At 67.7% G+C, this 22,606-nt stretch carries 21 protein-coding genes; 4 read left to right on the top strand and 17 right to left on the bottom strand.

Features of this window, described 5'->3' with window-relative positions; genetic code table 11:
* Positions 1-34: 34 nt before the first annotated feature.
* Positions 35-589 carry a CGNR zinc finger domain-containing protein gene (locus tag ACI3KU_RS17545; RefSeq protein ID WP_404923625.1) on the bottom strand — a complete coding sequence of 185 codons (555 nt, stop codon included), beginning with the start codon at positions 587-589 and terminating at the stop codon, positions 35-37.
* A gap of 90 nt (positions 590-679) precedes the next feature.
* Here ACI3KU_RS17545 and ACI3KU_RS17540 point away from each other — a divergent pair, with 90 nt between their 5' ends.
* Entirely contained in the window at positions 680-1,096 is a 417-nt protein-coding gene (locus ACI3KU_RS17540) for an organic hydroperoxide resistance protein (protein ID WP_404923624.1), read from the top strand.
* 148 nt (positions 1,097-1,244) lie between these two features.
* Here ACI3KU_RS17540 and miaA read toward each other — a convergent pair whose 3' ends face one another.
* Together miaA and miaB are read right to left on the bottom strand one after the other, a co-directional pair.
* A complete protein-coding gene (gene miaA / locus ACI3KU_RS17535) occupies positions 1,245-2,153 on the bottom strand; it encodes a tRNA (adenosine(37)-N6)-dimethylallyltransferase MiaA (protein WP_404923623.1) in 909 nt (302 codons plus the stop codon).
* Entirely contained in the window at positions 2,150-3,703 is a 1,554-nt protein-coding gene (gene miaB, locus ACI3KU_RS17530; protein WP_404923622.1) for a tRNA (N6-isopentenyl adenosine(37)-C2)-methylthiotransferase MiaB, read from the bottom strand. The genes miaA and miaB overlap by 4 nt, the downstream gene beginning before the upstream one ends.
* Before the next feature lie 175 nt (positions 3,704-3,878).
* Between miaB and ACI3KU_RS17525 the strand changes: the two genes are divergently transcribed.
* The gene (locus ACI3KU_RS17525) at positions 3,879-4,412 is read left to right on the top strand and encodes a hypothetical protein (protein WP_404923621.1); all 534 of its coding nucleotides are present in this window, start codon (positions 3,879-3,881) and stop codon (positions 4,410-4,412) included.
* A gap of 45 nt (positions 4,413-4,457) precedes the next feature.
* Here the strand turns inward: ACI3KU_RS17525 and ACI3KU_RS17520 are convergent, their stop codons facing one another.
* The 3 genes from ACI3KU_RS17520 to ACI3KU_RS17510 all read right to left on the bottom strand — a co-directional run bounded on the left by ACI3KU_RS17520 (position 4,458) and on the right by ACI3KU_RS17510 (position 7,941).
* Positions 4,458-5,363 (bottom strand): regulatory protein RecX, encoded by a 906-nt coding sequence (locus tag ACI3KU_RS17520; RefSeq protein WP_404923620.1) that lies wholly within the window; start codon positions 5,361-5,363, stop codon positions 4,458-4,460.
* Between the two features lie 660 nt (positions 5,364-6,023).
* Positions 6,024-7,076 (bottom strand): recombinase RecA, encoded by a 1,053-nt coding sequence (recA, locus tag ACI3KU_RS17515; protein WP_404923619.1) that lies wholly within the window; start codon positions 7,074-7,076, stop codon positions 6,024-6,026.
* Positions 7,077-7,320: 244 nt separating this feature from the next.
* Entirely contained in the window at positions 7,321-7,941 is a 621-nt protein-coding gene (locus tag ACI3KU_RS17510) for an ArsR/SmtB family transcription factor (RefSeq protein ID WP_404923618.1), read from the bottom strand.
* Positions 7,942-8,032: 91 nt separating this feature from the next.
* On the opposite strand from ACI3KU_RS17510, the gene ACI3KU_RS17505 reads away from it, so the two are divergent.
* The gene (locus ACI3KU_RS17505) at positions 8,033-9,367 is read left to right on the top strand and encodes an MFS transporter (protein WP_404923617.1); all 1,335 of its coding nucleotides are present in this window, start codon (positions 8,033-8,035) and stop codon (positions 9,365-9,367) included.
* A 52-nt stretch (positions 9,368-9,419) separates the two neighbouring features.
* Here the strand turns inward: ACI3KU_RS17505 and ACI3KU_RS17500 are convergent, their stop codons facing one another.
* The 7 genes from ACI3KU_RS17500 to dapA form a co-directional block, all read right to left on the bottom strand.
* Positions 9,420-9,641: a DUF3046 domain-containing protein gene (locus tag ACI3KU_RS17500; protein ID WP_404923616.1), complete on the bottom strand. Its 222-nt coding sequence runs from the start codon at positions 9,639-9,641 to the stop codon at positions 9,420-9,422.
* 2 nt (positions 9,642-9,643) lie between these two features.
* Entirely contained in the window at positions 9,644-9,952 is a 309-nt protein-coding gene (locus tag ACI3KU_RS17495) for a helix-turn-helix domain-containing protein (RefSeq protein ID WP_231092356.1), read from the bottom strand.
* A 154-nt stretch (positions 9,953-10,106) separates the two neighbouring features.
* Positions 10,107-10,589: a CinA family protein gene (locus ACI3KU_RS17490; RefSeq protein ID WP_404923615.1), complete on the bottom strand. Its 483-nt coding sequence runs from the start codon at positions 10,587-10,589 to the stop codon at positions 10,107-10,109.
* Positions 10,586-11,149 carry a CDP-diacylglycerol--glycerol-3-phosphate 3-phosphatidyltransferase gene (gene pgsA / locus ACI3KU_RS17485; protein ID WP_404923614.1) on the bottom strand — a complete coding sequence of 188 codons (564 nt, stop codon included), beginning with the start codon at positions 11,147-11,149 and terminating at the stop codon, positions 10,586-10,588. The genes ACI3KU_RS17490 and pgsA overlap by 4 nt, the downstream gene beginning before the upstream one ends.
* Positions 11,150-11,174: 25 nt before the next feature.
* Positions 11,175-13,994: a DNA translocase FtsK 4TM domain-containing protein gene (locus ACI3KU_RS17480; protein WP_404923613.1), complete on the bottom strand. Its 2,820-nt coding sequence runs from the start codon at positions 13,992-13,994 to the stop codon at positions 11,175-11,177.
* 112 nt (positions 13,995-14,106) lie between these two features.
* A complete protein-coding gene (locus ACI3KU_RS17475) occupies positions 14,107-15,786 on the bottom strand; it encodes a ribonuclease J (protein WP_404923612.1) in 1,680 nt (559 codons plus the stop codon).
* A gap of 9 nt (positions 15,787-15,795) precedes the next feature.
* Entirely contained in the window at positions 15,796-16,773 is a 978-nt protein-coding gene (gene dapA, locus ACI3KU_RS17470) for a 4-hydroxy-tetrahydrodipicolinate synthase (protein ID WP_404923611.1), read from the bottom strand.
* 101 nt (positions 16,774-16,874) lie between these two features.
* On the opposite strand from dapA, the gene ACI3KU_RS17465 reads away from it, so the two are divergent.
* Positions 16,875-17,423, top strand: a complete 549-nt coding sequence (locus tag ACI3KU_RS17465) for an NUDIX domain-containing protein (protein WP_404923610.1) — start codon at positions 16,875-16,877, stop codon at positions 17,421-17,423.
* A 4-nt stretch (positions 17,424-17,427) separates the two neighbouring features.
* On the opposite strand, the gene ACI3KU_RS17460 is transcribed toward ACI3KU_RS17465, so the two are convergent.
* The 4 genes from ACI3KU_RS17460 to mfd form a co-directional block, all read right to left on the bottom strand.
* Positions 17,428-18,072 (bottom strand): MazG family protein, encoded by a 645-nt coding sequence (locus ACI3KU_RS17460; protein WP_404923609.1) that lies wholly within the window; start codon positions 18,070-18,072, stop codon positions 17,428-17,430.
* A 28-nt stretch (positions 18,073-18,100) separates the two neighbouring features.
* On the bottom strand, positions 18,101-19,342 hold the full coding sequence (locus ACI3KU_RS17455) for a Na+/H+ antiporter NhaA (RefSeq protein ID WP_404923608.1): 1,242 nt from the start codon (positions 19,340-19,342) through the stop codon (positions 18,101-18,103).
* 98 nt (positions 19,343-19,440) lie between these two features.
* Entirely contained in the window at positions 19,441-20,037 is a 597-nt protein-coding gene (locus ACI3KU_RS17450; RefSeq protein WP_404923606.1) for a gamma carbonic anhydrase family protein, read from the bottom strand.
* Between the two features lie 41 nt (positions 20,038-20,078).
* Positions 20,079-22,606 (bottom strand): transcription-repair coupling factor (mfd, locus tag ACI3KU_RS17445; protein WP_404923605.1); only part of this gene is annotated, 2,528 nt, incomplete at its 5' end.

Genomic DNA, 22,606 nt, shown 5'->3' with positions numbered 1-22,606 from the left:
CGCCCCAGGGGGCCCGGGCGGTGAGAGGCGTGGGTCAGGACGTGGTGACGCGGGCGCGAACGCGGGCGCGGTAGGCGGCGGCTTTCGCGCGATTGCCGCACGACTGCATCGAGCACCACTCGCGGCGGTGGCCGCGTGAGCGGTCCAGGTAGATCGTGGTGCACTCGGGCCGCGAGCACTCGCGCAGCAGCGCACCTTCCTCGCTGCCCACAATCTCGATGGCCTCACGCGCGAGGTCGACCAAGCACTCGGCAGGGTCGCCGTCACGAACGACACCGCCGGCCGTGAGCGCCGGAGACACCGGCGAGGACTGGGCACGTTCGTTCACGATCGCGAGGGCTTCGTCCGGTATGGCTTCACCGTTCAACCGATGCCAGATCACCGTGTACAGCGCTTCGCGCAACTCCAGGGCCGCGGCGAGGTCTGCCCCGTCGCTGGCACGCCCCGATGTCCGAACGCCCGCCTCCAGCCACCAGGCATCCAGGGCCTCCGCGTCCGAGAGGAACTCATACGACTGCTCCGAGCGACGCGCGCGGCGGGTCGCGACGAAGTCGAGCACGCGCGTGCCGCAGGGAAACTCGTGGATCACGTCACCATCTTGACAGGTGACGTTCGATGCGGCAAGCTCGTCACCAGTTCAACCGGTTACTCATCCCGAGCCGGAGTCTGAGAGGAAAACATGTCCACGCAGCCCTACGTCGCCGTCGCCACGTCCACCGGAGACGGACGCGACGGCCACGTCGAAACCAGCGACGCCGTCCTCAGTCTCGACCTCAGCATCCCGGGCACCGGTCGCCCCGGAACCAACCCCGAGCAGCTCTTCGCCGCCGGATGGTCGGCCTGCTTCCACTCCGCGATGAAGATGGTCGCGCGCCGTCAGGGCCTCACCCTCACGGATTCCGCCGTTGTCGCCGAGGTCACGCTCAACCTGGATCCCGAGGCGGGCCCGTCGCTGAGCGCCGCGCTGCACGCGGAGGTGTCGGGTATCGATCAGGAAGCGGCCGACGCACTCGTCGCCGCCGCGCACCAGGTCTGCCCCTACTCCAAGGCCACGCGCGGCAACATCCCCGTCACGATCGACGCCACCGTCGCCTGAGGCAGTGGACCCGGCGCTATCGCACTGCGGTCACGCAGCGCGATAGCGCCGGTCCGCGAAGGCCCTCACCGCCGCGAGTTCGCCCACTCAGCGACATCGGGGGGCCCGCAGCACGACACCCCGACGGGCTGCCGCAGAGGCCAGCGGGTCAGAGAATGTCGGCGGGCCGAGTGACGAGCGGATCGATCCACTCGGCGTCGGCATAACGACGAAACCACGACACCTGGCGACGGGCGTAGCGGCGCGTCAGCGCCTGCGTTTCGGCGATCGCCTCAGCCTCCGTCATCGTCCCATCGAGCTGCGCGAATGCCTGGGCGTAGCCGATGGCGCGCGCCGCTGTCGTCCCGGGCTCCAGGCCGACCGCACGCAGGCGAGTGACCTCGCCCATCAGCCCCTGCTGCCACATGCGCTCGACGCGCGCGTCCAGACGCAGCACGAGATCCTCGCGCGGCACCGCGAGTGCCAGAATGCGATGCGGCGCCCACACCACCGGAGCCTCCGGAAGCGCGGCGCCGTGGGTTCTCTCGCCCAGTTTGAGAATCTCCAGCGCGCGGATCACGCGCCGACCGTTTCGGGCGTCGATCCGCTCCGCGGTGGCGGGGTCGAGGGCGCGCAACCGATCGAACAGGACGCCGGGCCCACGCTCCTCGAGTTCGCTCTCGAGCCGCGCACGCAGCGATTCATCGCGTGGGGGGAATCGAAAATCCCACAAGACGCTCGAGACGTAGAGCCCGGATCCGCCGACGAGGATCGCGTCGCGACCGCGGCTCCGGATCTCAGAGATCGCCTCACGCGCCGCCCGCTGATACCACGCGACAGCGGCGTCTTGCCCTGGCTCCAGCACATCGATCAGGTGATGCGGGATACCTCGGCGCTCATCGACGGGGAGCTTGGCCGTCGCGATGTTCATGCCTCGGTAGAGCTGCATGGCGTCAGCGCCGACGATCTCGGCGTCGCGCCCACGTTCGCGCAGTGCCTCGACGAGGTCCAACGCGAACTCGCTCTTGCCTGTCCCGGTCGCGCCGACGACGGCGAACAGGCCGGGAGCGGCAGTCACGCCTGAGGACGCAATCCAGGAAGTCCGAGCCCGATCACACGCTTCCCGTCGGCCGACACGGACGCCGGGGCGGGAATGCCACACGACTCCGCCTGCGCCCGATCCCACGCGTCACCCGCACGCGTGCGGCGAAGGCGCACCGGCTCACCATCGGGGGCATCGGCGATCAGGTAGTGCGGGGCGGCACGAGTGACCGTCACGGTCACGATGTCGCCCGGGCGCGGAATCTCAGCCCCCTCCGGGAGCGTGAAGTGGATCAGGCGGTTGTCCTCTGCGCGACCGGACAACCGGCGCGTGGCGGCGTCCTTCTTGCCCTCGCCTGTGGACACGAGAACGTGAACGTCCTGTCCGACCAGCTTTTCGTTCTCCTCCAGGCTGATCCGCTCCTGCAGGGCGAGAAGCCGGTTGTAGCGATCCTGGACCACGGCCTTGGGGACCTGGTCCTGCATCGTGGCGGCCGGTGTGCCCTCACGGATGGAGTACTGGAAGGTGAACGCGCTGGCGAACCGGGACTGCTCCACGACCCGCATGGTCTCCAGGAAGTCCTCTTCGGTCTCGCCAGGGAAGCCGACGATGATGTCGGTGGTGATTGCCGCGTTGGGGATCTTCGCGCGGACGCGGTCCAGGATGCCGAGGAACTTCTCGGAGCGGTACGAGCGTCGCATCTCCTTGAGAATGCGATCGGAGCCAGATTGCAGCGGCATGTGAAGCTGCGGCATGACGGCAGGGGTCTCTGCCATCGCGTCGATGACGTCGTCGGTGAACGCGGCGGGGTGTGGGCTCGTGAAGCGGATACGCTCGAGGCCCTCGATCTCTCCCGCGGCGCGTAGCAGCTTGCCGAACGCCTGACGGTCGCCGAACTCCACGCCGTAGGAGTTGACATTCTGTCCGAGCAGAGTGACCTCGATCGCGCCATCGTCCACGATCAGCTTGATCTCGCTGAGAATGTCACCGGGGCGACGATCCTTCTCCTTGCCGCGCAGGCTCGGCACGATGCAGAAGGTGCAGGTGTTGTTGCACCCGACGGAGATGGACACCCAGCCCGCGTAGGAGCTGTCGCGCTTCGTGGGAAGCGTGGAGGGGAAGACCTCCAGCGACTCGAGGATCTCGACCTCTGCCTCGTGGTTGTGCGCGGCGCGCTCCAGCAGACCCGGCAGGGAACCCATGTTGTGCGTGCCGAAGACGACGTCGACATAGGGCGCCTTCTCGACGACCGCCTGCTTATCCATCTGTGCGAGGCATCCGCCGACGGCGATCTGCATCCCGTCACGGCGACGCTTCACCGAGGCGAGATGACCCAGCGTCCCGTACAGCTTGGACGACGCATTCTCGCGCACAGCGCAGGTGTTGATGACGACGACGTCGGCTTCATCGCCGAACTCCGCCTTCACGTAACCGGCGCTCTCGAGCGAGCCGGACAGGCGCTCGGAGTCGTGCACGTTCATCTGACAGCCAAGAGTGCGCACCTCGTAGGTGCGGGCGGTGCCATCCGGGCGCAGCGCAGACAGCGATGCGGGGATGATCGTCGGAGCGTTGGAAGGCGAAGACATGATTCCGCCATTCTACGATCCGTGGCTGGCGACGGCGTCGTATCGCCATCTTCCCGAGCTCGGGAAGGGATGTCCTCAGTGAAAGAGGGAAATCGTCGCTCTCCTGTCGTTCGGGGATGCGCGATTCAGCTTGCACCGCCTTGCACGATGGCGACGGACAGGGCTGAATGGACAAATGCCCGTCGCCCGGTTGTTCGTGGAGGGCCGCAGCGATGTCGCAGCGGTGTTGGCATTGACGCGCGCGCGGCGCATTCAACTCACGCGGGTGAGCATCGTCTCGCTCGAGGGGATCACGAACGTGCGCCGCGAGTTGCGAGCGCACCGCGACGGCGCGCGGACGGCCGTGCTGTGCGATGTCGGGGAGACGGGCTTCGTGACCCGCACTCTTCATGACGACGATGGGCTGGATGAACCGCCGGTTCGACTCTTCGTCTGCGATCGGGACCTGGAGGACGAGCTCATCCGTGCCCTCGGTGCCGAACGTGCGGCGGAGGTGGTGCGGCTGGCGGGCATCGGCGACAGCTTCGAGCGCATGTCGCGACAACCGCAGTGGCGCGACGAGCCGCTCGCCGCCCAGCTTCGTCGGTTCGCGGGTGCCGGCGCGGGACGCAAAGAGCTGCTCGCGGGCGCGTGGGCGGCCGCCTTACCGCCCCACGCGGTGCCGCAACCGCTCGCCGATGCCGTCACGTGGCTCGCTGACGACGTGTAGCCGACATCGCGGCATTCCGGCATCGCGGCATTCCGGCGCTCCGGATCAGCGGAAGCGCACCGACGATCCGCCGGCCTCGCTCAGCGCCGTCTTCGCCGCACGCATCGCGCTGCTCCCCCCGAACCCTCGTCGGGCGAGCTGTCCGAGCAGACGTCGAAGTGCGACCTCGGGCTCCAACTTGGCCAGGGATCGGGCTTTGGAGCGTGCGAAGTCCAGCGCGCGCTCGTCGTCATCGTCGGGCACCTCTTCCAGGGCCGCGTCAATGACCTCGCGTGGAATGCCCCGGGCCGACAGCGACTGCGCGATGACCCGACGCCCCTGCCCCTTACGAGAGCTGGCGGTATAGATGAGCTGCTCGGCGAGGACGGCGTCATCGAGGTATCGGAGTGAGAGGAACTCGTCGATGAGGTCGTCAGCGATCTCGGGCGCGACCTCGAGTCCGATCACGAAGGCCCGAGCCTCTCTCACTGACAGCCCTTTCCCCCGCAGCTTCTTGAGCAGCGCGGCTTCGGCGCGCTCACGCTGCGCAGCTGGGGCCTCGGGCGTTGCCTCTTCAGGTCCGTCCGTGTCAGCCGCCTCCAGCAGCCGAAGCCGCGGGGCACGCGTCGGACGTTCGGCACGTGATGCTCCAGCGCGAGCGCCGAAACCCTGAACCGGCCGGGCAGCGGGCCCCGACTCGCCATTCACATCGGAACGCGCCGCGCGATCAGTGCTGTCGTCGAACCGAGTGGGAAAACCACTCGACGCGGTTTCCCTGGCGGTGTCTTGCGTCGGTGCAGCTTCGCTCTCGCCGGTGTCGCGCCACCCACGCTGGGTCGGCAGGGCTACGGGCCGGCGGGGCCGTTCACCATCGGGCTTCAGGAGGTCCGACGCCCGCATGAGCGTCGGCGTGCTGTCGCGAGCGCCCGGGGTGACCTCGCCGGAGAGTCGAGCCGCATCGGCGTCGGCCATCCGCGAAGAGGATTCTGCATCGCCCGCGGGCCACGATGCGTCCGCCGTGTCACCGTGCTGCGAGGGGTTCGCTTGACGTTCGGATCGGTGCGTCCGGGCGGGTGATGCCGGGGCGTCCGCCCGCGAATGACCCGCCCCTCCTGCCGTGCCGGTGCTGGGCCCCGCGAGCGGCCGTCCGCCCTCTCCGTCGGGATCGATCCACCATCCATCGGCGTCATACCGATCGACGGGTCGTGCAGGGCGCGTGCCTCGCGGGGACGCATCGGTCGTAGCCCTCCGACGAGCGCGAACCACATCTTCGGCCGCAGAATCCTCGACCGGAGTGAATCGCACTCTTCTCGGAGCCGCCGTGTCGTGTGCGCTTCCGGTCAACCCGCGCTGAGCGCGCTCCGGCGCGCCACTCGAAGCAACCCCACCCGGATCGCTCTGCACCGGACGTTCGCCACTCGCCGACCGGGATCCACCGGCGTCGTCGGCATTCGCCGACCGGACGTCGGGCGTTCCCTCAGCGGAGTCGAACGGGTTACCCCGTTGTCCAAACAACGGGGTAACGGGGGCGAGGTGCTCCTCGCCCCCGTTCTCCGTGTCATCGATCATGAGTGTCGACAATCATGCTCAAGGAATCTCGTCAGAGATGCGTTCGGGATGGCATGAGCGGCGTTACGCCGACTTCAGCTCGGGCGCCGGTGCCGCCTGCGGCGCTGCCTGTTCCTTCGGCTGACCGATGCCCAGCTTCTCGAGAATCTTGCGCTCGATCTCAGCAGCGACGTCCGCGTTCTTGATCAGGAAGTTGCGAGCGTTCTCCTTGCCCTGACCGAGCTGTTCGCCATCGTAGGTGTACCAGGCGCCCGACTTCTTCACGATTCCCTGATCCACGCCGTAGTCGATGAGCGACCCCTCGCGGGAGATGCCGACGCCGTAGAGGATGTCGAACTCGGCCTGCTTGAACGGCGGAGCCATCTTGTTCTTGACGACCTTGACGCGGGTGCGGTTACCGACCGCCTCCGCGCCGTCCTTGAGCGTCTCGATTCGACGGATGTCGAGGCGGACGGAGGCGTAGAACTTGAGCGCCTTACCACCGGCGGTGGTCTCCGGCGATCCGAAGAAGACGCCGATCTTCTCGCGCAGCTGGTTGATGAAGATGGCGGTGGTCCTGGTCTGGTTGAGACCACCCGTGAGCTTACGCAGTGCCTGCGACATGAGTCGTGCCTGCAGACCGACGTGGGAGTCGCCCATGTCGCCCTCGATCTCAGCCTTGGGCACCAGAGCGGCGACGGAGTCAATGACGACGAGGTCGATGGCACCGGAACGCACCAGCATGTCGGCGATCTCCAGCGCCTGCTCACCGGTGTCGGGCTGCGACACGAGGAGCTGATCGATGTCGACGCCCAGCTTCTGCGCGTACTCGGGGTCGAGCGCGTGCTCCGCGTCGATGAACGCTGCGATGCCGCCGTTGCGCTGGGCATTCGCGATGGCGTGCAGAGTCAGCGTGGTCTTACCCGACGACTCCGGCCCGTAGATCTCGATGATGCGGCCGCGCGGCAGACCGCCGATGCCCAGAGCGACATCGAGGGCGATGGAGCCGGTGGGAATGATCTCGACCGGGGCACGCTCATCGCTGCCCAGGCGCATGATGGCACCCTTGCCGAACTGACGGTCGATCTGTGCGAGCGCTGCATCCAGCGCCTTCTCGCGGTCCTTTTCCGATGGCATGTCTTGCTCCTTCTGCGTGTTGTGCGGCTGCCCAGAGGCTGTCGTGTCCGAGGAACGGATCTCCGACAAGGCGTGTGGCCCGTTCGCCGTCAGTCACGCTACGCGGGGCCTCCGACATTGATCGAAGACGAGTGCGCATTTGTGAGCGGATCAGCGAGCGATTCCACCTGTGCAGGAGCTTACGCCGAGTCGAACACGTGTTCGACTCCGACACGTCGGCGTGTCGAACATTTTCCCGGCACGATCAGATCGTGTCGTCAGCCGCCAGCACCGCGAGGTCGTACGCGCGGACCTCGCCATCGGCCTCGATCCGCACGCCGGCAGGTCGGCGCTGTCCGAAATCGCGGATCGTCTCCTGCAAGCGCTCCGACAGCACGCCGAACTCCTCACGTGTCAGGCGAAGGGTGGCCGCCAGCGCCATCCCGCGCGTCTCGGGATCCTCCCCCGTGACGTACTTCGCGCTCCAGGCGCTCACGCGCTCCAGCAGCTCACGCTGCTCCGCGGCGAATACGGTGAGCACGGCGAGTCCGGCATCCAGATCCTCCGCCGGGTGCTCCGGGGAGCCGACGTCGAGCGCGCTCGGCACCAGACGCCACACGCGGTCCCGGCCGTCACGCGCCAGCTCCGGCGCCTCTTCGATCCAGCCGATCTCGCTCAGGGCGCGAAGGTGGAAGCTCACCTGATTCGCGGGCTTGCCCACGATGCGCGCCAGATCGGCCGCGCGACCATACCCCTCGCGTGACAGCACGCGCATGAGCTGGCGACGCAGCGGGTGCGCATACGCCTTCAGCTTCGCGGAAGTCATGTATTCCCGCTCGGCGACTCCCGCACCAGACTCACCTGCCGCCGACGTGCCCTCAGCCATAAAGCCAGCCTAGCGAGTCATACCCAATTCCGCACACATAATTGCGCACTTATACTTGCGCAACTACAGGTGCGCAATCTACGGTGATGCCATGAACGATTCCCTCCCCGCCGCGGGTACCCGCGAGTCCGCAACCACCGCGGTCATTCCGCTGCACCGCACGCCCTACCCGTTCTGGCTGGTGAGCGACACCGGGAGCGGGGTGTCGATGAGCATGCTGTCCTTCGCGATGCCGCTGATTGCTCTGATGATCACGAACTCCCCGGCGCAGGCGGGGGTCATCTCGGCGATCACCGTGGTGGTGCGCATCTTCGCCACCATGCTCGGCGGCGTGCTCGCGGATCGGCATTCCCGTGGCCGCATCATGGTGATCGGGGGCATCGCCAGCACGATCCTCTCCGCCGGGTTCACCGCCCTCGCCTGGAGCGGATCTCTGACGTTCGCCACGCTGCTGGCCGCCAGCATCGTGATGGGCTTCTCCTCCACCGTGTTCGCGATGGCGACCGATCCCATGCTGAAGGACATCGTCCCTGCGTCCATGGTGGGCCGTGCCACCGCAGCCAACCAGGGTCGCGATGCCACGATCAGTCTCACCAGCGGCCCGCTCAGCGGATCGCTGCTCGGTGTGGGCACCTGGCTGGTGGGTGCCGTGATGACGGTGATCGACGCGATCGCGCTGGTCGCCTCCGTCTTGCTCGTCCGCCGCACCGAGCGCGCGACTCCCGCACCGGTGCAGGCCGCCCCGCCGGTTCGCCGCGGCTTCCGTGCTGCGCGCGGTGAGCTCGGCGAAGCGTTCCGCTGGTTGTGGCGACGCCGTGACCTGATGAATCTCATCGTGATCGTGATGCTCATCAACATGGGCATCGGCATCATCGTGACCACGACCATCTACTCGCTGCAGCAGAACGGCGCGTCGGGGTTCGAGATCGGCCTCGTCACCGCCTCGACCGGCGTCGGCATGCTGGTCGGCTCCTTCGCGGCGCCCTGGGCCGTGCGCACCGTGCCGACCGGGCTGCTCGTGGTGATCACTCTCACCTGGTTCACCGTCGGCAGCGCGACGCTCATCCTCGTGAACTCGATCGGGGGAATCGCGATCACGCTGATGCTGTGCTGCCTGGTCTCCCCCGCCGTCAACGCGTGCCTCGGCGGGTACATGATGGTGGCCACCCCGTCCGCGATGCTCGGACGTGTGAACGCCGCGGAGTCCGTGATGATGGGCATCGTGGCACCGGTGGCACCGCTGGTCGCGGGCTTTGGCTTCACCCTCGTCGGCCGGACGCCGACCATCGGCATCGGCATCGCGCTCACCGTCACCTCCATCGTGGTGATGATGGCGACCAAACCCACCCGCTCGATCCCCGTCGACGCCGGTTGGCAAGCACATGCCGCCACTTTCGAGCGCCCGGCCGAGCGGGTGCGCGCCTGACCGGAGACGCAGAACGGCCCCGGAATCCAGGATTCCGGGGCCGCTTCTGCTGTCAGCGTCGGCGCTCGAGTCGTCCGGCACCGTGACGACGAGACTCAGGAACGTCCATCTCCACGCACAGCGCGAGCCAGACATCGCGGGGCGGGACGCCCGCGTCGATCGCTTCGCCAGCGGTCCGTTGACCCACCGCCGTCAGAACGAGGTCCTGGACGATGGACGGGCCACGCGAGCCGAACTCGGCGTCGACAGCTCGGTGGAACTCGCTGCGTCGCACCCTCAGCGCAGCGACAGCTCGGACTCGACCGAGGCCATCAGCTCGTCGGGAACAACGTCGGGAACGGTCGAGATGCCCTCGAGTACGGCGATGCGGTCGCCGACCTCGCGCATGATCATCGAGATGGGAACATCGAGGGCGTCGGCGAGAGATGCGAGGATCTCGCTCGACGCCTCCTTCTGGCCACGCTCGACCTCGCTGAGGTAACCGAGTGCGACGCTGGCGCGTGACGCGACCTGCCGAAGGGTCTGGCCCTTCTGCTGTCGGAGGTCACGAAGAACATCGCCGATCTCCTGGCGTACAAGGATCATGTCGTGCCTCCCTCTGTCTGGTGGGTGTTTCCGGGTGAGTAACTGTACAGCATCCGAGGTCCCACTCTAGCCGTGTGTTCTGGAGTTTCTCCCAGAACTCACTGGGCTCAACTCCCCGTGACACCAGGCTATTCCCCCGCGCAGTTTCACTTCGTCACCGGGCGCTGAGGGTCTCCTGTGCGAGAGCTATGACCTCGGCGACAGTGACTCTGCGGATCGTGGATCGATCGCCTGAGAGCTGCAGCCGACGCACTTCGGTTCCGATCGGCGACGCCACAGCGACGAACACGGTGCCGACCGCCTGGCCGTCCTGCGGATCGGGGCCAGCGACCCCGGTGGTAGCCAGACCTACGTGCGCGGGTCCCGCCGCCGTGGCCAGCGCCGAGCGGACACCGTCCGCCATCTGCCAGGCGACGTCCGCGTCCACCGCCCCGCGCTGTGCGAGGAGGTTCGCGTCCACGCCCAGCACCGCGCGCTTCACGTCCGTGTCATAGGCCACCACGCCCCCGCGGACGACGCGCGACGCCCCGGGAACGTCCACCAGGGCCGAAGTGAGGAGCCCACCGGTCAGAGACTCGGCACAGGCGATCGTCCACCCACGCTCGACCAGTGTGTCGAGCAGGTCAGTCGCCGTCACGACTTCTTCCGGCGGCCGCGGACCTCACTGATGATGTAGTCGATCCCGCTGGCGATCGTGAGCACCACGGCGATCGTCATGAAGACGCCGTTCACCCACCAGACCCACTCCCCCACGAGATGCCAGAACGGCAGCAGCGCGAGTGACAGCGCGATGGCCTGGAACACCGTCTTCAGCTTGCCCATCCATGCGGCAGCGAGGACGTGGTCGGAGATCACCACGAAGCGATACACGGTGATGCCGACCTCGCGGACGAGCACGAGGATCGTGACCCACCACGGCAACTCAGCGAGGATCGACAGCCCGATGAAGGCGAGCCCGGTGAGCGCCTTGTCGGCGATCGGATCCAGGAGCTTGCCGAGATCGGTGACGATCTCGTATTTGCGCGCGAGGTACCCGTCGATGCCGTCGGTGGCGATCGCCACGATGAAGAGCACCGCCGCCCACCACCGCAACGATCCGTCAGCACCACCGTCGGCAAGGAGCATCCACAGGAAGACCGGCGCGCACAGGATGCGCACGATCGTGATCGCGTTGGGCAGTTGCCGGGGAACGGCCACGGGGGCTCCTTCTGTTGACGGACGCTCAGTCGCGACCGGTGAGCTGCCAGGCGTCTTCGTCGCCCTCGTCGTCGTCGGCCGTGCGCCCGGCGAACTGGGCTTCGATGGGGTCGCCGTCGTAGCGATCATCACCGATGACAGTGGTGGGCGCCGTGGTGGACGCTGCGGGCGGCATCGGCGCCTCTTCCGCGGCGGCGGCCGGTGCGGCCGCCGCCGGCGTCGGAGTTACGCCACGAAGCGTTGCCAGGATCACCGGCAGCTGCTCGAGCGTGACCAGCACGTCGCGCGCCTTCGAGCCTTCGGACGGGCCGACGATCTCGCGAGACTCCATGAGGTCCATGAGGCGTCCGGCCTTCGCGAAGCCCACGCGGAGCTTGCGCTGCAGCATCGACGTGGACCCGAACTGGCTCGACACCACCAGCTCGACAGCAGCGAGCAGCAGCTCGAGGTCGTCTCCGATGTCGGCGTCGACCTCCTTCTTCTCCGTCACCGCCTCCACATCGGAGCGGTACTCGGGACGAGCTTCCGCGGTGACGTGCTTGACGACCTTCTCGATCTCCGCCTCGGTCACCCAGGCACCCTGGACACGCAGCGGCTTGGCTGCCCCCATCGGCAGGAACAGGCCGTCACCCTGACCGATGAGGCGATCAGCACCGGGCTGGTCGAGGATCACGCGACTGTCGGTGACGCTGGTCACGGCGAACGCGAACCGCGAAGGTACGTTGGCCTTGATCAGACCGGTCACGACATCGACAGACGGACGCTGCGTCGCCAGCACCAGATGGATGCCCGAAGCACGAGCGAGCTGGGTGATGCGAACGATGGAGTCCTCGACATCGCGCGGGGCCACCATCATCAGGTCCGCGAGCTCATCGACCACCACGAGCAGGTACGGGTACGGCTTGAGCACGCGCTCGGAGCCGGCCGGGAGCTGGAGCTCCCCGGCGACGACCGCCCTGTTGAAGTCGTCGATGTGACGGAAGCCGAACGACGCGAGGTCGTCGTAGCGCATGTCCATCTCCTTCACGACCCACTGCAGCGCCTCGGCGGCCTTCTTGGGGTTCGTGATGATGGGCGTGATCAGGTGCGGCACGCCCGCGTACGCCGTGAGCTCGACGCGCTTGGGGTCCACCAGCACCATGCGCACCTCGCTGGGCTTCGCACGCATCAGCAGGCTCGTGATCATCGAGTTCACGAATGACGACTTACCCGAACCGGTGGATCCTGCGACGAGGAGGTGAGGCATCTTCGCGAGGTTCGCCACGACGAAACCACCACCGACGTCCTTGCCGACGCCGATGGTCATCGGGTGCTTGCTGTTGGCGGCCGCGGCGGAGCGCAGCACGTCGCCGAGGGTGACCGTCTCGCGGTCGGTGTTGGGAATCTCCACGCCGATGGCGCTCTTGCCGGGAATCGGCGCGAGGATGCGCACCTCGTTGGAGGCGACCGCGTAGGCGATGTTGTTGGTGAGCGCAGTGATGCGCTCCACCTTCACACCGGGACCGAGCTCGATCTCGTACTGCGTGACCGTCGGTCCGCGCGAGAAGCCGACCACCTTGGCGTCCACCTTGAACTGCTCGAGAACCTCGGTGAGGGAGGCGACGATGGCGTCATTTGCCGCGGAGCGCGTCACGCCCTCGGGCCCGGTGCCGAGCGAGGTGAGGCTGGGCAGATGATAGGGCGCGGCGGGGGCCTGCGGACCACCGGGACCGGGGCCGTCCGTGCCGAAGCCGGAGAGGCCCGGAAGGTCGTCCTCCTCGTCCTCCAGGTCGAGACCGAGGTCGTCCATCATGCTGGTCGCACCGTGCGCGGCGGCGGGGCTGTTCAGCGAATCGGCGACGGCGCGGACCTCGGAGAGGACCTCCGTGGCGGCATCCGGGGAGACCGCGGGGGCGCTGCGCGTGGGAGGGGGCATGGTGATGACCTGCTCGAAGCTACCCTCGACGCTGGGCTCCAGCAGAGCGGTGAGGTCGTCGGAGCCGAGGTGGCCGTCCTGCTCCTCCTCGCGACCGCTCTTGTTGCGACGCCACCACGGCAGGTCCGACTGGGCGGAATCGGCGGGCTCATCATCGTCGGAGCCGGACGGCTCGAACCGGGGCTTGCGCTCCCTCGGCTCACCCGGCTCGGCACCGAACAGCCAGGCGTACAGCTCACCGAGACGGGAGAAGATCTTGTTCGGCGGCGTCTTGGTGAGGATCAGGACGCTCAGCAGAGCAAGGATCGACAGCACGACGTAGGCGCCGATGTTCGACAGTAGCGATAGCGGCTGGCCCAGCATCCAGCCGAACAGGCCGCCAGCACCGCTCAGCGCAGGAAGGCCCTTGGTGGGCTGGGGCAGGCCGCCGGCCACGTGGCAGAAGCCCGCCAGCGAGAGCGTGAAGAGGATGAAGCCGATGCCGATGCGGCCGTTGTCGTGCACCGAGGACGGGTGGCGGAACAGCCAGGCCGCGAGGAGCACGAGCATGACGGGGAACACGAAGGCGACCCGACCGATGAGCGCACCGAACGAGTAGGTGGAGATGTTGGTGGCGACGTCACTGCCGATGAAGAACCACTCCACGACGGCGCCGGCGATGGCCAGCACCACGAGGAAGAAGGGCAGGCCATCCCGGCGCTGATCCTTCTCCAGGGTCTCCGGGCCGAAAGCTCGGAAGAGCCCGCCGACAGCATGACCGAGGCCGTTCCAGGCGCGCACGGCGACGGGAGGCTTGTCGGCCTCGTCGACGAACTTCTTCGGCGCCGGTTCGGTCTTTCGCGCGCGCGGCGTCGTCTGCTTGGCCGGGGCGCGCTCCGTCTTGGCGGGAAGGCGCTCGGTCTTGGCCGTGCTGTTGGACGAACGTGGCATGCTCCCACGGTACGTCCGGCCTCGGACATCGGCCCGGATCGACGCGGCTTTTGGGCGGACGGCGCGAACGTGAAAGGCCGCCACCGCAGTGCGGCAGCGGCCCCTCGAAGTCTCAGGCTGAGATCACCAGTGGCACGATCATCGGCCGGCGACGCAGGCGCTGGTTGACCCAGCGACCGATGGTCCGGCGGACAATCTGGCTGAGCGCATGGGGGTCGCGCACGCCATTGCCCACGGCCTCGGCCAGCGCCGCGGCGATCTTCGGCTTGATGTCGTCGAACACGGCATCGTCCTCGGCCATGCCGCGGGCGTGGATCTCCGGGCCGGAGATGACCTTGCCGGTCTTGGCGTCCACCACCACGATGATCGAGACGAAGCCCTCCTCCGCGAGGATGCGGCGGTCCTTCAGCTCGTTCTCCGTCACGCCGCCCACCGAGGATCCGTCGACGTAGACGAAGCCGAGATCCAGCTGACCGACGACCTTCGCGTCGCCGTCCTTGAGGTCGACGACCGTGCCGTTCTCACCGATGATGGTGCGCTCTGCCGCGATGCCGGTGTCCTGCGCGAGGCGGGCGTTGGCGACAAGATGGCGGTATTCACCGTGGATCGGCATGACGTTGCGGGGCTTGAGGATGTTGTAGCAGTACAGCAGCTCGCCCGCGGCCGCGTGGCCGGACACGTGCACCTTCGCGTTTCCCTTGTGGACCACCGTCGCACCCAGCTTGGTGAGGCCGTCGATCACGCGGTACACGGCGTTCTCGTTGCCCGGGATGAGGCTGGAGGCCAGGATGATGGTGTCACCAGGACCGGGCTCGATCGCGTGATCCATGTTGGCCATGCGCGAGAGCACCGCCATCGGCTCGCCTTGCGAGCCGGTGGACATGTAGACGATCTTGTCGTCCGGCAGGTCCTTGGCCTTCTTGTAGTCGATCAGCACGCCGTCCGGGACGTGCAGGTAGCCCAGGTCCTCGGCGATGGTCATGTTGCGCACCATCGAGCGTCCGAGCAGCGCGACGCGGCGACCGTTCTTGTGCGCCGCATCGATCACCTGCTGCACGCGGTGGACGTGGCTGGAGAAGCTGGCGACGATCACCCGGCGCGGCGAGCGCCCGATGACATCCTCCAGCACGGGTCCGATCGCGCGCTCCGTCGGCGTGAAGCCGGGGACGTCGGCGTTGGTGGAATCCACCATGAAGAGGTCGACGCCCTCCTCGCCCAGACGCGCGAACGCACGGAGGTCGGTGATGCGGCCGTCCAGCGGCAGCTGGTCCATCTTGAAGTCACCGGTGCCCAGCACCGTGCCGGCCGGCGTGCGGATGACCACAGCCAGCGCGTCGGGAATCGAGTGGTTGACCGCCACGAACTCGAGATCGAACGGACCGACGGAGAGTCGCTGGCCCTCGCGGACGACACGCGTGTCCGCCTTGATGCGGTGTTCCTTGAGCTTCGCCTCGGTGAGCGCGAGGGTGAGCGCGGAGCCCATCAGCGGGATGTCGTTGCGGTTGCGCAGCAGGTAGGGCACACCGCCGATGTGGTCTTCGTGCCCGTGCGTGAGGACCACGCCCTCGACGTCACGCAGACGATCGCGGATCGGCTCCATGTCGGCGAGGATCAGGTCGACGCCGGGCTGGTGCTCCTCGGGGAAGAGCACGCCGCAGTCGACGATGAGCAGCTTGCCCTCGTACTCGAAGACGGTCATGTTGCGACCGACCTCGCCGAGACCGCCGAGCGGTGTGATGCGAAGGGTTCCCGCTTCGAGAGCGGGAGGGGTGAGGATCGTGGTGCCTGCCATGTGGGCCTTTCAGCGTGTTGTGCCGTGCACCTTTGGCAGGGCTCCACCCGCCGCCGCGTTGCGATCCGGGCGGAAGTTGGAGAAGTCGACGCCCTCGACACCGCTCACGAGCGCCAGCTCGTCCTCGATGATCGCGGCTTCCCACTCCTCCGGCCCCACCAGGGGAAGGCGAACGCGGGGGCTGGAGATGCGTCCCAGCCCGTGCAAGATGTACTTCGCGGCGATGGTTCCCGGCACATGCGTCATGGTGGCACGAACCAGCGGTTCGAGCTTCTTGTGCTGTGCAGTGGCCGCCGCGAGGTCGCCGCGGTTGACCGCGTCGACGATGGTCCGATAGGGCGCTGCGGCGATGTTCGCCGTGACGCCGATGAGTCCGGTGGCGCCGATCGCGAGGTGCGGGAGCACGTTCGAATCGTCGCCGGAGAAGTACATGAGGTCGGTCTGGTTGAGCACACGGCTGACCTCGCTGAAGTCGCCCTTGGCGTCCTTCACGGCGAGGATGTTCGGGTGCTTGGCCAGACGAAGGATGGTCTCGTACTTGATCGGGACGCCGGTGCGTCCCGGGATGTCGTACAGGATGACCGGGAGATCCGTCGCGTCGGCGACGAGACGGAAGTGTGTGAGGATGCCCGCCTGCGTGGGCTTGTTGTAGTACGGCGTGACGATCATGATGCCGTCGGCGCCGGCCTTCTCGCTCGCTTTGTAGAGCTCGATGGCGTGGGCGGTCTCATTCGAGCCGCCGCCCGTGATGATCTTGGCGCGACCGGCGGCGACATCTTTGCCGACCTCGACCAGACGCAGCTTCTCCGCGTCGGTGAGGGTGGAGGTCTCACCCGTGGTGCCGGTGACCACGATGCCGTCCGCACCGCTGCGGATGACATCATCCATGTGCTTTTCGACGGACGGCCAATCGACCTCACCGTCGGCCGTCATCGGAGTGACGAGCGCGACGAGCACCTGTCCAAAGGGATTGCTCGCTTGCGTCATGCTCTCAGGGTACCGGTCCGAAGCGGCACTGACGCACCGCACTGTCACCGCACGTCGTGATCACCGTGAGCGTGCGTCGCGCGCGTGCGTAGGCTGAGCGAATGACCTGGACGACGCGCGGATCGCGCACGGTGTACGAGAACCGCTGGATCAGCGTGCGCGAGGACCAGGTCACCGGTCCCGCCGGCGACGGCATCTACGGCGTGGTCACGATGCGCCATCCCGCGGTGTTCATCGTGGCGGTCGATGAAGCGGAGCGCATCTGCCTGGTTCGTCTGGATCGGTACACGACGGGATCCGGCTGGGAGGTGCCGGCGGGCGGCACCGACGGCGAGGATCCCGAGGCTGCGGCTCGTCGCGAGCTGAGGGAGGAGACCGGCTTCGTGGCGCGCGAGTGGACCCTCGTGGGGCGGATGAACGCGCTCAACGGCATTGCGGATGCGCCGGAGTACGTGTTCCTCGCTCGGGGCCTCGACGCGGTCGCCGACGACGGTGCCGAGCAGGCGCTGGAGGGCATCGACGCGGTGCGCTGGGTGCCCCTGGCCGAGGCGCTCGCCCTGGTCCGCGACGGTGAGATCTCCGACGGCGAGAGTGTCGCAGCGCTCCTCTACGCGATGCTCCAACTGCGTCCGGACGTGCTCGCGCGCTGAGTCTTCAGCGTCCCGTCTCGGCCTCGCGCACGCGGGCCTCCAGCTCTCGCATGCTCCCCCGCAGCGCGCGTTCCGCATCCCATCCGTGCTCTCGCGCCCGAGCGGCCAGCGCGAGCAGCGCCTCGCCGAGCTGCGCTTCATCGGCCGGCTCCGTCGTGGGCGCGGACGCTCCGACGCCGACGGACGACGCTCGACCCAGCACTTTCTGCGCCCGGGCGAGCGCGGGCATCGCAGCGGGGATGCCATCCAGCACGCTGCGTCGCTCCCGCTTCTCCGCCGCCTTCGCCGCGTTCCAGTGCACGAGCACCTCTTCGGGGGTGCGCGCGGTCTCTCCCGCGAAGACGTGCGGGTGACGGCGGACCATCTTGTCGGACAGGTCGTTTGCCACATCGTCGATGTCGAACTCGCCGGCGCGCGCCGAGATCTCGGCATGAAACAGCACCTGCCACAGCAGATCGCCGAGTTCCTCGCGCAGATCCGTCCTGGTACCCGTCTCCACCGCCTCGATCACCTCGGAGCTCTCCTCGACCAGATAGGGCACGAGCTCCTCGTGCGTCATCTGCTGCGTCCACACGCACCGGTCGCGGACATCACGCATCACCGCGGCGGCGCGATCGAGGCCGGACGGCTCGGGCAGGTCTTCGCTCATGAGCCCGACGATACCCGGGCGGGCGACGTCAGTCGTGCGCGGCCCGCGCCGCGTGTGACTGCGCACGGCGGTAGGCACGAGCACGCACGCTGACGAACGCCGCGGATGCAAGCATCGCGATCACGGAGCCGCCGAGCACGGCAAGCGTCACCTCAGCGCCAAGCTCGTGGTCTGCGCCGAATGCCAGCTGGCCCAGCAGGAGCGACACGGTGAATCCGATGCCGCCCAGCGTTCCGGCCATCATGAGGTCCACGAACGGGAGGCGGGCCGCGGCGCTCGTGCGCAGGAGCCTCTGTCCGAGGAGTCCCGCCGCCGTGATGCCGACGATCTTGCCGACGGGCAGCGCGATCATCACGCCCCAGAACGCGGGGCTGAGGTTCGTCGGTTCCACCGCCGGGACCACGACGGCGGCCGCGACGAACGCGAACACCGGCAGCACGAGGCCGTTCACCGCCGGCTCCAGCACGTGCGATGTGCGATCCGCGGGGCGCGGAGCCATCGCGAGGCCGAGCGCGACACCCGCGATGGTGGCGTGCACGCCGCTCGTGAGCACGGCAGCCCACGTCCCCACGGCGATCACGGCGAGGGCCGCGACCCAGAGTCCACGCAGCCGCGCGGGACGCATGCGGCTGAGGAACGCGAACAGTCCGACGAGCACCACGGCCAGCACCAGAGCGCCGATCTGGAGGTTCGCGGTGAACAGCACCGCGATGAAGATGATCCCCACGATGTCGTCCAGGATCGCGAGTGCCAACAGGAACACCCGGATCTTCGCCGGCAAGCCCGTTCCGAACACCGCCAGAACGCCGAGCGCGAAGGCGATGTCGGTGGCGGTGGGAATGGGCCAGCCTTGTGCGGTGCCTTCGCCTGCCGCGATCGCCAGGTACATCGCCACCGGAATGACCACGCCTCCTGCCGCCGCGATGGCCGGAACAAGCGCCTCCTTCGGCCGGCTGAGGCGGCCGACCGTGAGCTCGTGGCGCAGCTCGACCGCCGCGGTGAAGAAGAAGATCGCCAGCAGTCCGTCCGACACCCAGTGCGCGATCGACAGCTCGAAGGGTGTGCCGGCAAACAGCGGGTGCGCCTCCAGGAGGGACATCAGCCCTGCACCGGCGGGGGAATTGGCGAGCACAAGGCCGAGGGCCGCAGCGGCAAGCAGCATCACTGCGGGAAGTCGCGCGGATCGCAGCACTGCCACGAATCGGTTCGCGGGCGCGTGTCCCGTGCCGTGCGGGGCAGACACGGATACGGAGGGGTTCTTGTCGTTCATGGGTGCCTTTCGCGTCATCACGAGGAGTTCTCTCCCCGCGGTCGACCAGGCTTCCCGACACACCGCGGCCCGAAGGCCTCGTCCAGCTTACCGGCTTCTCAGAGCGCCCGATCGGAACGATGACGTGACAGCGAACGTCCGTACCGCTCGGTGAGCTGCACCATCACATCCGGGGTGTCACGGTCAACGCCGAACACGAATCCCGGGAAGTCCAGCTCTCGCTGTGCGGCGGCGATGCGGTCGTGCTCATGGGGGGAGAGGATCTGGACCGGATCGCCGATCGCGACCCAGCCGATCGGGACGATCGTGTCCGGCGGGAGCACTGTGCGCAGATGCACGACGCCGTTGATGCGCACCTCGCTGCGCTCACCGATCCGCGCGCCATTGAAGATCCGGGTGCCGGTGGCGAGAAAGACCTCGTTCTCCACCGTGGCACCGCTGATACTGGCTCCGGGACCGATCAGGCTGTGGTCGCCGATGTGCGCCGGAGCGGACGCGACGGCGCGAATCACCGCGTTCTCCATCACGATCACATGCTCGCCAAGGGTGATCGCCCCGCCTTCTGCCGTGATCACCGCGCCGTGCAGGATCTGACAATCGGCTCCGATGGTGACATCCCCGGAGATGACCGCGGTCTGGGCCACGACCGCATCCGGGTGCACTCGCGGTCGTGCTCCTGCGTGCTCGAACTCCATTCCGTCACGCTAACGCTCCGCCGCACCCGGCACCAGCGCGATCAGGCGGCGGGCTTCAGATCCGGGAGCGGATACAGCGCGGTGAAGAGCTGGTCGACCCACGTGATGAGCTCCGCGTCCGCCATCGCCTCGCCACCGGGACGCGGAATCGGCACGACAACGGCCTCCCCCGAGGCGATCAGCTTGGCGTTGGGATACAGCCGCTGCATGCGCACGCGGATCGAGTCGGCGAAATGAGCCGGCGCGATGCGGAGGTTGGGTCCCATCGCGACGACATCGGTGAGGCCCGCCTGTGCTGCCCGACGACGAAGACGCGCGACGGCGACGAGACCGACGACCTCCTCGGGGAGCGGACCGTAGCGATCGACGAGCTCATCGATCACGAGGTCGATCATGTCGTCCTTCGAGGTGGCCGTCGCCGATGAGGACAGCTTCTGATACGCCTCCAGACGGAGCCGCTCGCTGTCGATGTACGCCTCGGGGATGCGGGCATCCACCGGAAGCTCGAGGCGAAGTTCCGTGGGGCCTTCCGTCTCCTCGCCACGGAAGGTCGCCACCGCCTCGCCGACCATGCGCAGGTACAGGTCAAAGCCCACGCCCGCGATATGGCCCGCCTGCTCGGCGCCGAGCATGTTGCCCGCGCCGCGCAGCTCCAGGTCTTTCAGCGCCACCTGCATGCCGGAGCCGAGATCGTTGTTGATCGCGATGGTCTGGAGGCGATCGGCGGCCGTCTCAGACAGCGGCTTCATGTCGTCGTAGATGAAGTACGCGTAGGCGCGTTCGCGTCCGCGCCCGACCCGCCCACGCAGCTGGTGCAGCTGCGACAGACCGTACTTGTCGGCCCGGTCGATGATGATCGTGTTGGCGTTGGCGATGTCCAGGCCGGTCTCGATGATGGTGGTGGACACCAGAACGTCGAACTTCTTCTCCCAGAAGTCATCCACCACCTGTTCCAGCTGGTGCTCCCCCATCCGCCCGTGGGCCACCGCGATGCGCGCTTCCGGGACGAGCTCGGCGAGCTCATGGGCGACACGCTGAATGGACTGCACCCGGTTGTGGACGTAGAACACCTGGCCCTCGCGCAGCAGCTCGCGGCGGATGGCGGCCGCGATCTGACGGTCGTTCTTCGGACCGACGAAGGAGAGGATCGGGTGGCGATCCTCCGGCGGGGTGGCAAGCGTCGACATCTCACGGATGCCCGTGACCGCCATCTCCAGCGTGCGTGGGATGGGCGTGGCACTCATCGCCAGAATGTCGACGTTCGTCTTGAGCTTCTTCAGCGCATCCTTGTGCTCCACCCCGAAGCGCTGCTCCTCGTCGATGATCAGCAGTCCGAGGTCTTTGAAGATCACTTTGTCGGTGAGGATGCGGTGCGTGCCGATGACCATGTCGACCGTGCCGTCCAGGAGGCCGGCCAGCACGTCGCGCGCCTGCTTGTCGCTCTGGAAGCGCGACAGCGCACGGACCTTGACGGGGAAACCGGCGAAACGCTCCGCGAACGTGTCCAGGTGCTGCTTCACGAGCAGCGTGGTGGGCACCAGCATGGCCACCTGCTTGCCGTCTTGAATCGCCTTGAACGCGGCACGGACGGCAACCTCGGTCTTGCCGAAGCCGACATCACCGGAGAGCAGCCGATCCATCGGGATCGGGCTCTCCATGTCGTGCTTGATCTCGTCGATGGTCTGCAGCTGATCGGGCGTCTCCGCGAAGGGGAACGCCTCCTCCAGCTCGCGCTGCCACGGGGTGTCGGGTCCGAATGCGTGCCCCTTGGCCGCCATGCGCGCCGAGTACAGCTTCACCAGCTCCACCGCGATGTCGCGCACCGCCCTGCGTGCCTTCGACTTCGCCGCGGCCCAGTCGCCGCCGCCCATCTTGGAAAGCACGGGCGCCTCGCCGCCGACGTAGCGGCTGAGGAGATCGAGTTGGTCGGTGGGCACGAAAAGCTTGTCGCCCGGGTAGCCGCGCTTGCTCGGCGCGTACTCGATGACGAGGTAGTCGCGCAGGCTCTTCTGGGCGTTGCGTCCGCCGGTGGACACCTCGCGCTGGGTCATCTCGACGAATCGTCCGATGCCGTGCGTGGCGTGCACCACGTGATCGCCCGCCTTCAGCTGAAGCGGGTCGACCACGTTCTTGCGCCGCGACGCCAGCTTCTTGACCATCTGGGAGCCGCCGACGGTCCGGCCGTAGAACTCGCTCTCAGTGAAGACGGCGAGCTCCGCTTCGGCGGAGAGGAAGCCGCTTTCGATGGTGCCGCGCACGAGCGTGGCCACACCATGCTCGGGCGCCTCCGTGAGTTCCTCCACCACGCGGGCTCCGAAACCGCGCTCGGACAGCACGTCGCGGGCACGTTCGACGAGTCCGCTTCCCGCGGCGGCGACCACCACGGCCCACCCCCGTGACAGCAGGTCGCCGATGTAGCTCGTGGCACCCTCGACATTGCCCTGGAACGATGGCACTGGAGTCCCGGCGACGCGCACGTCATCGGCATCCTCGGCGTCGCCCGGATCAAAGGGGCTGAGGCTCCACCACACGCCGAGGCGGGTATGCACCGCTTCGCGCAGCGCGCCGA

The sequence above is a fragment of the Microbacterium sp. ZW T5_56 genome, from assembly GCF_044987425.1.
Taxonomy (GTDB): Bacteria; Actinomycetota; Actinomycetes; order Actinomycetales; family Microbacteriaceae; genus Microbacterium.
The sequence above is the reverse complement of the archived record's forward strand: the minus strand, read 5'-3'. Positions and strand labels throughout refer to the sequence as shown.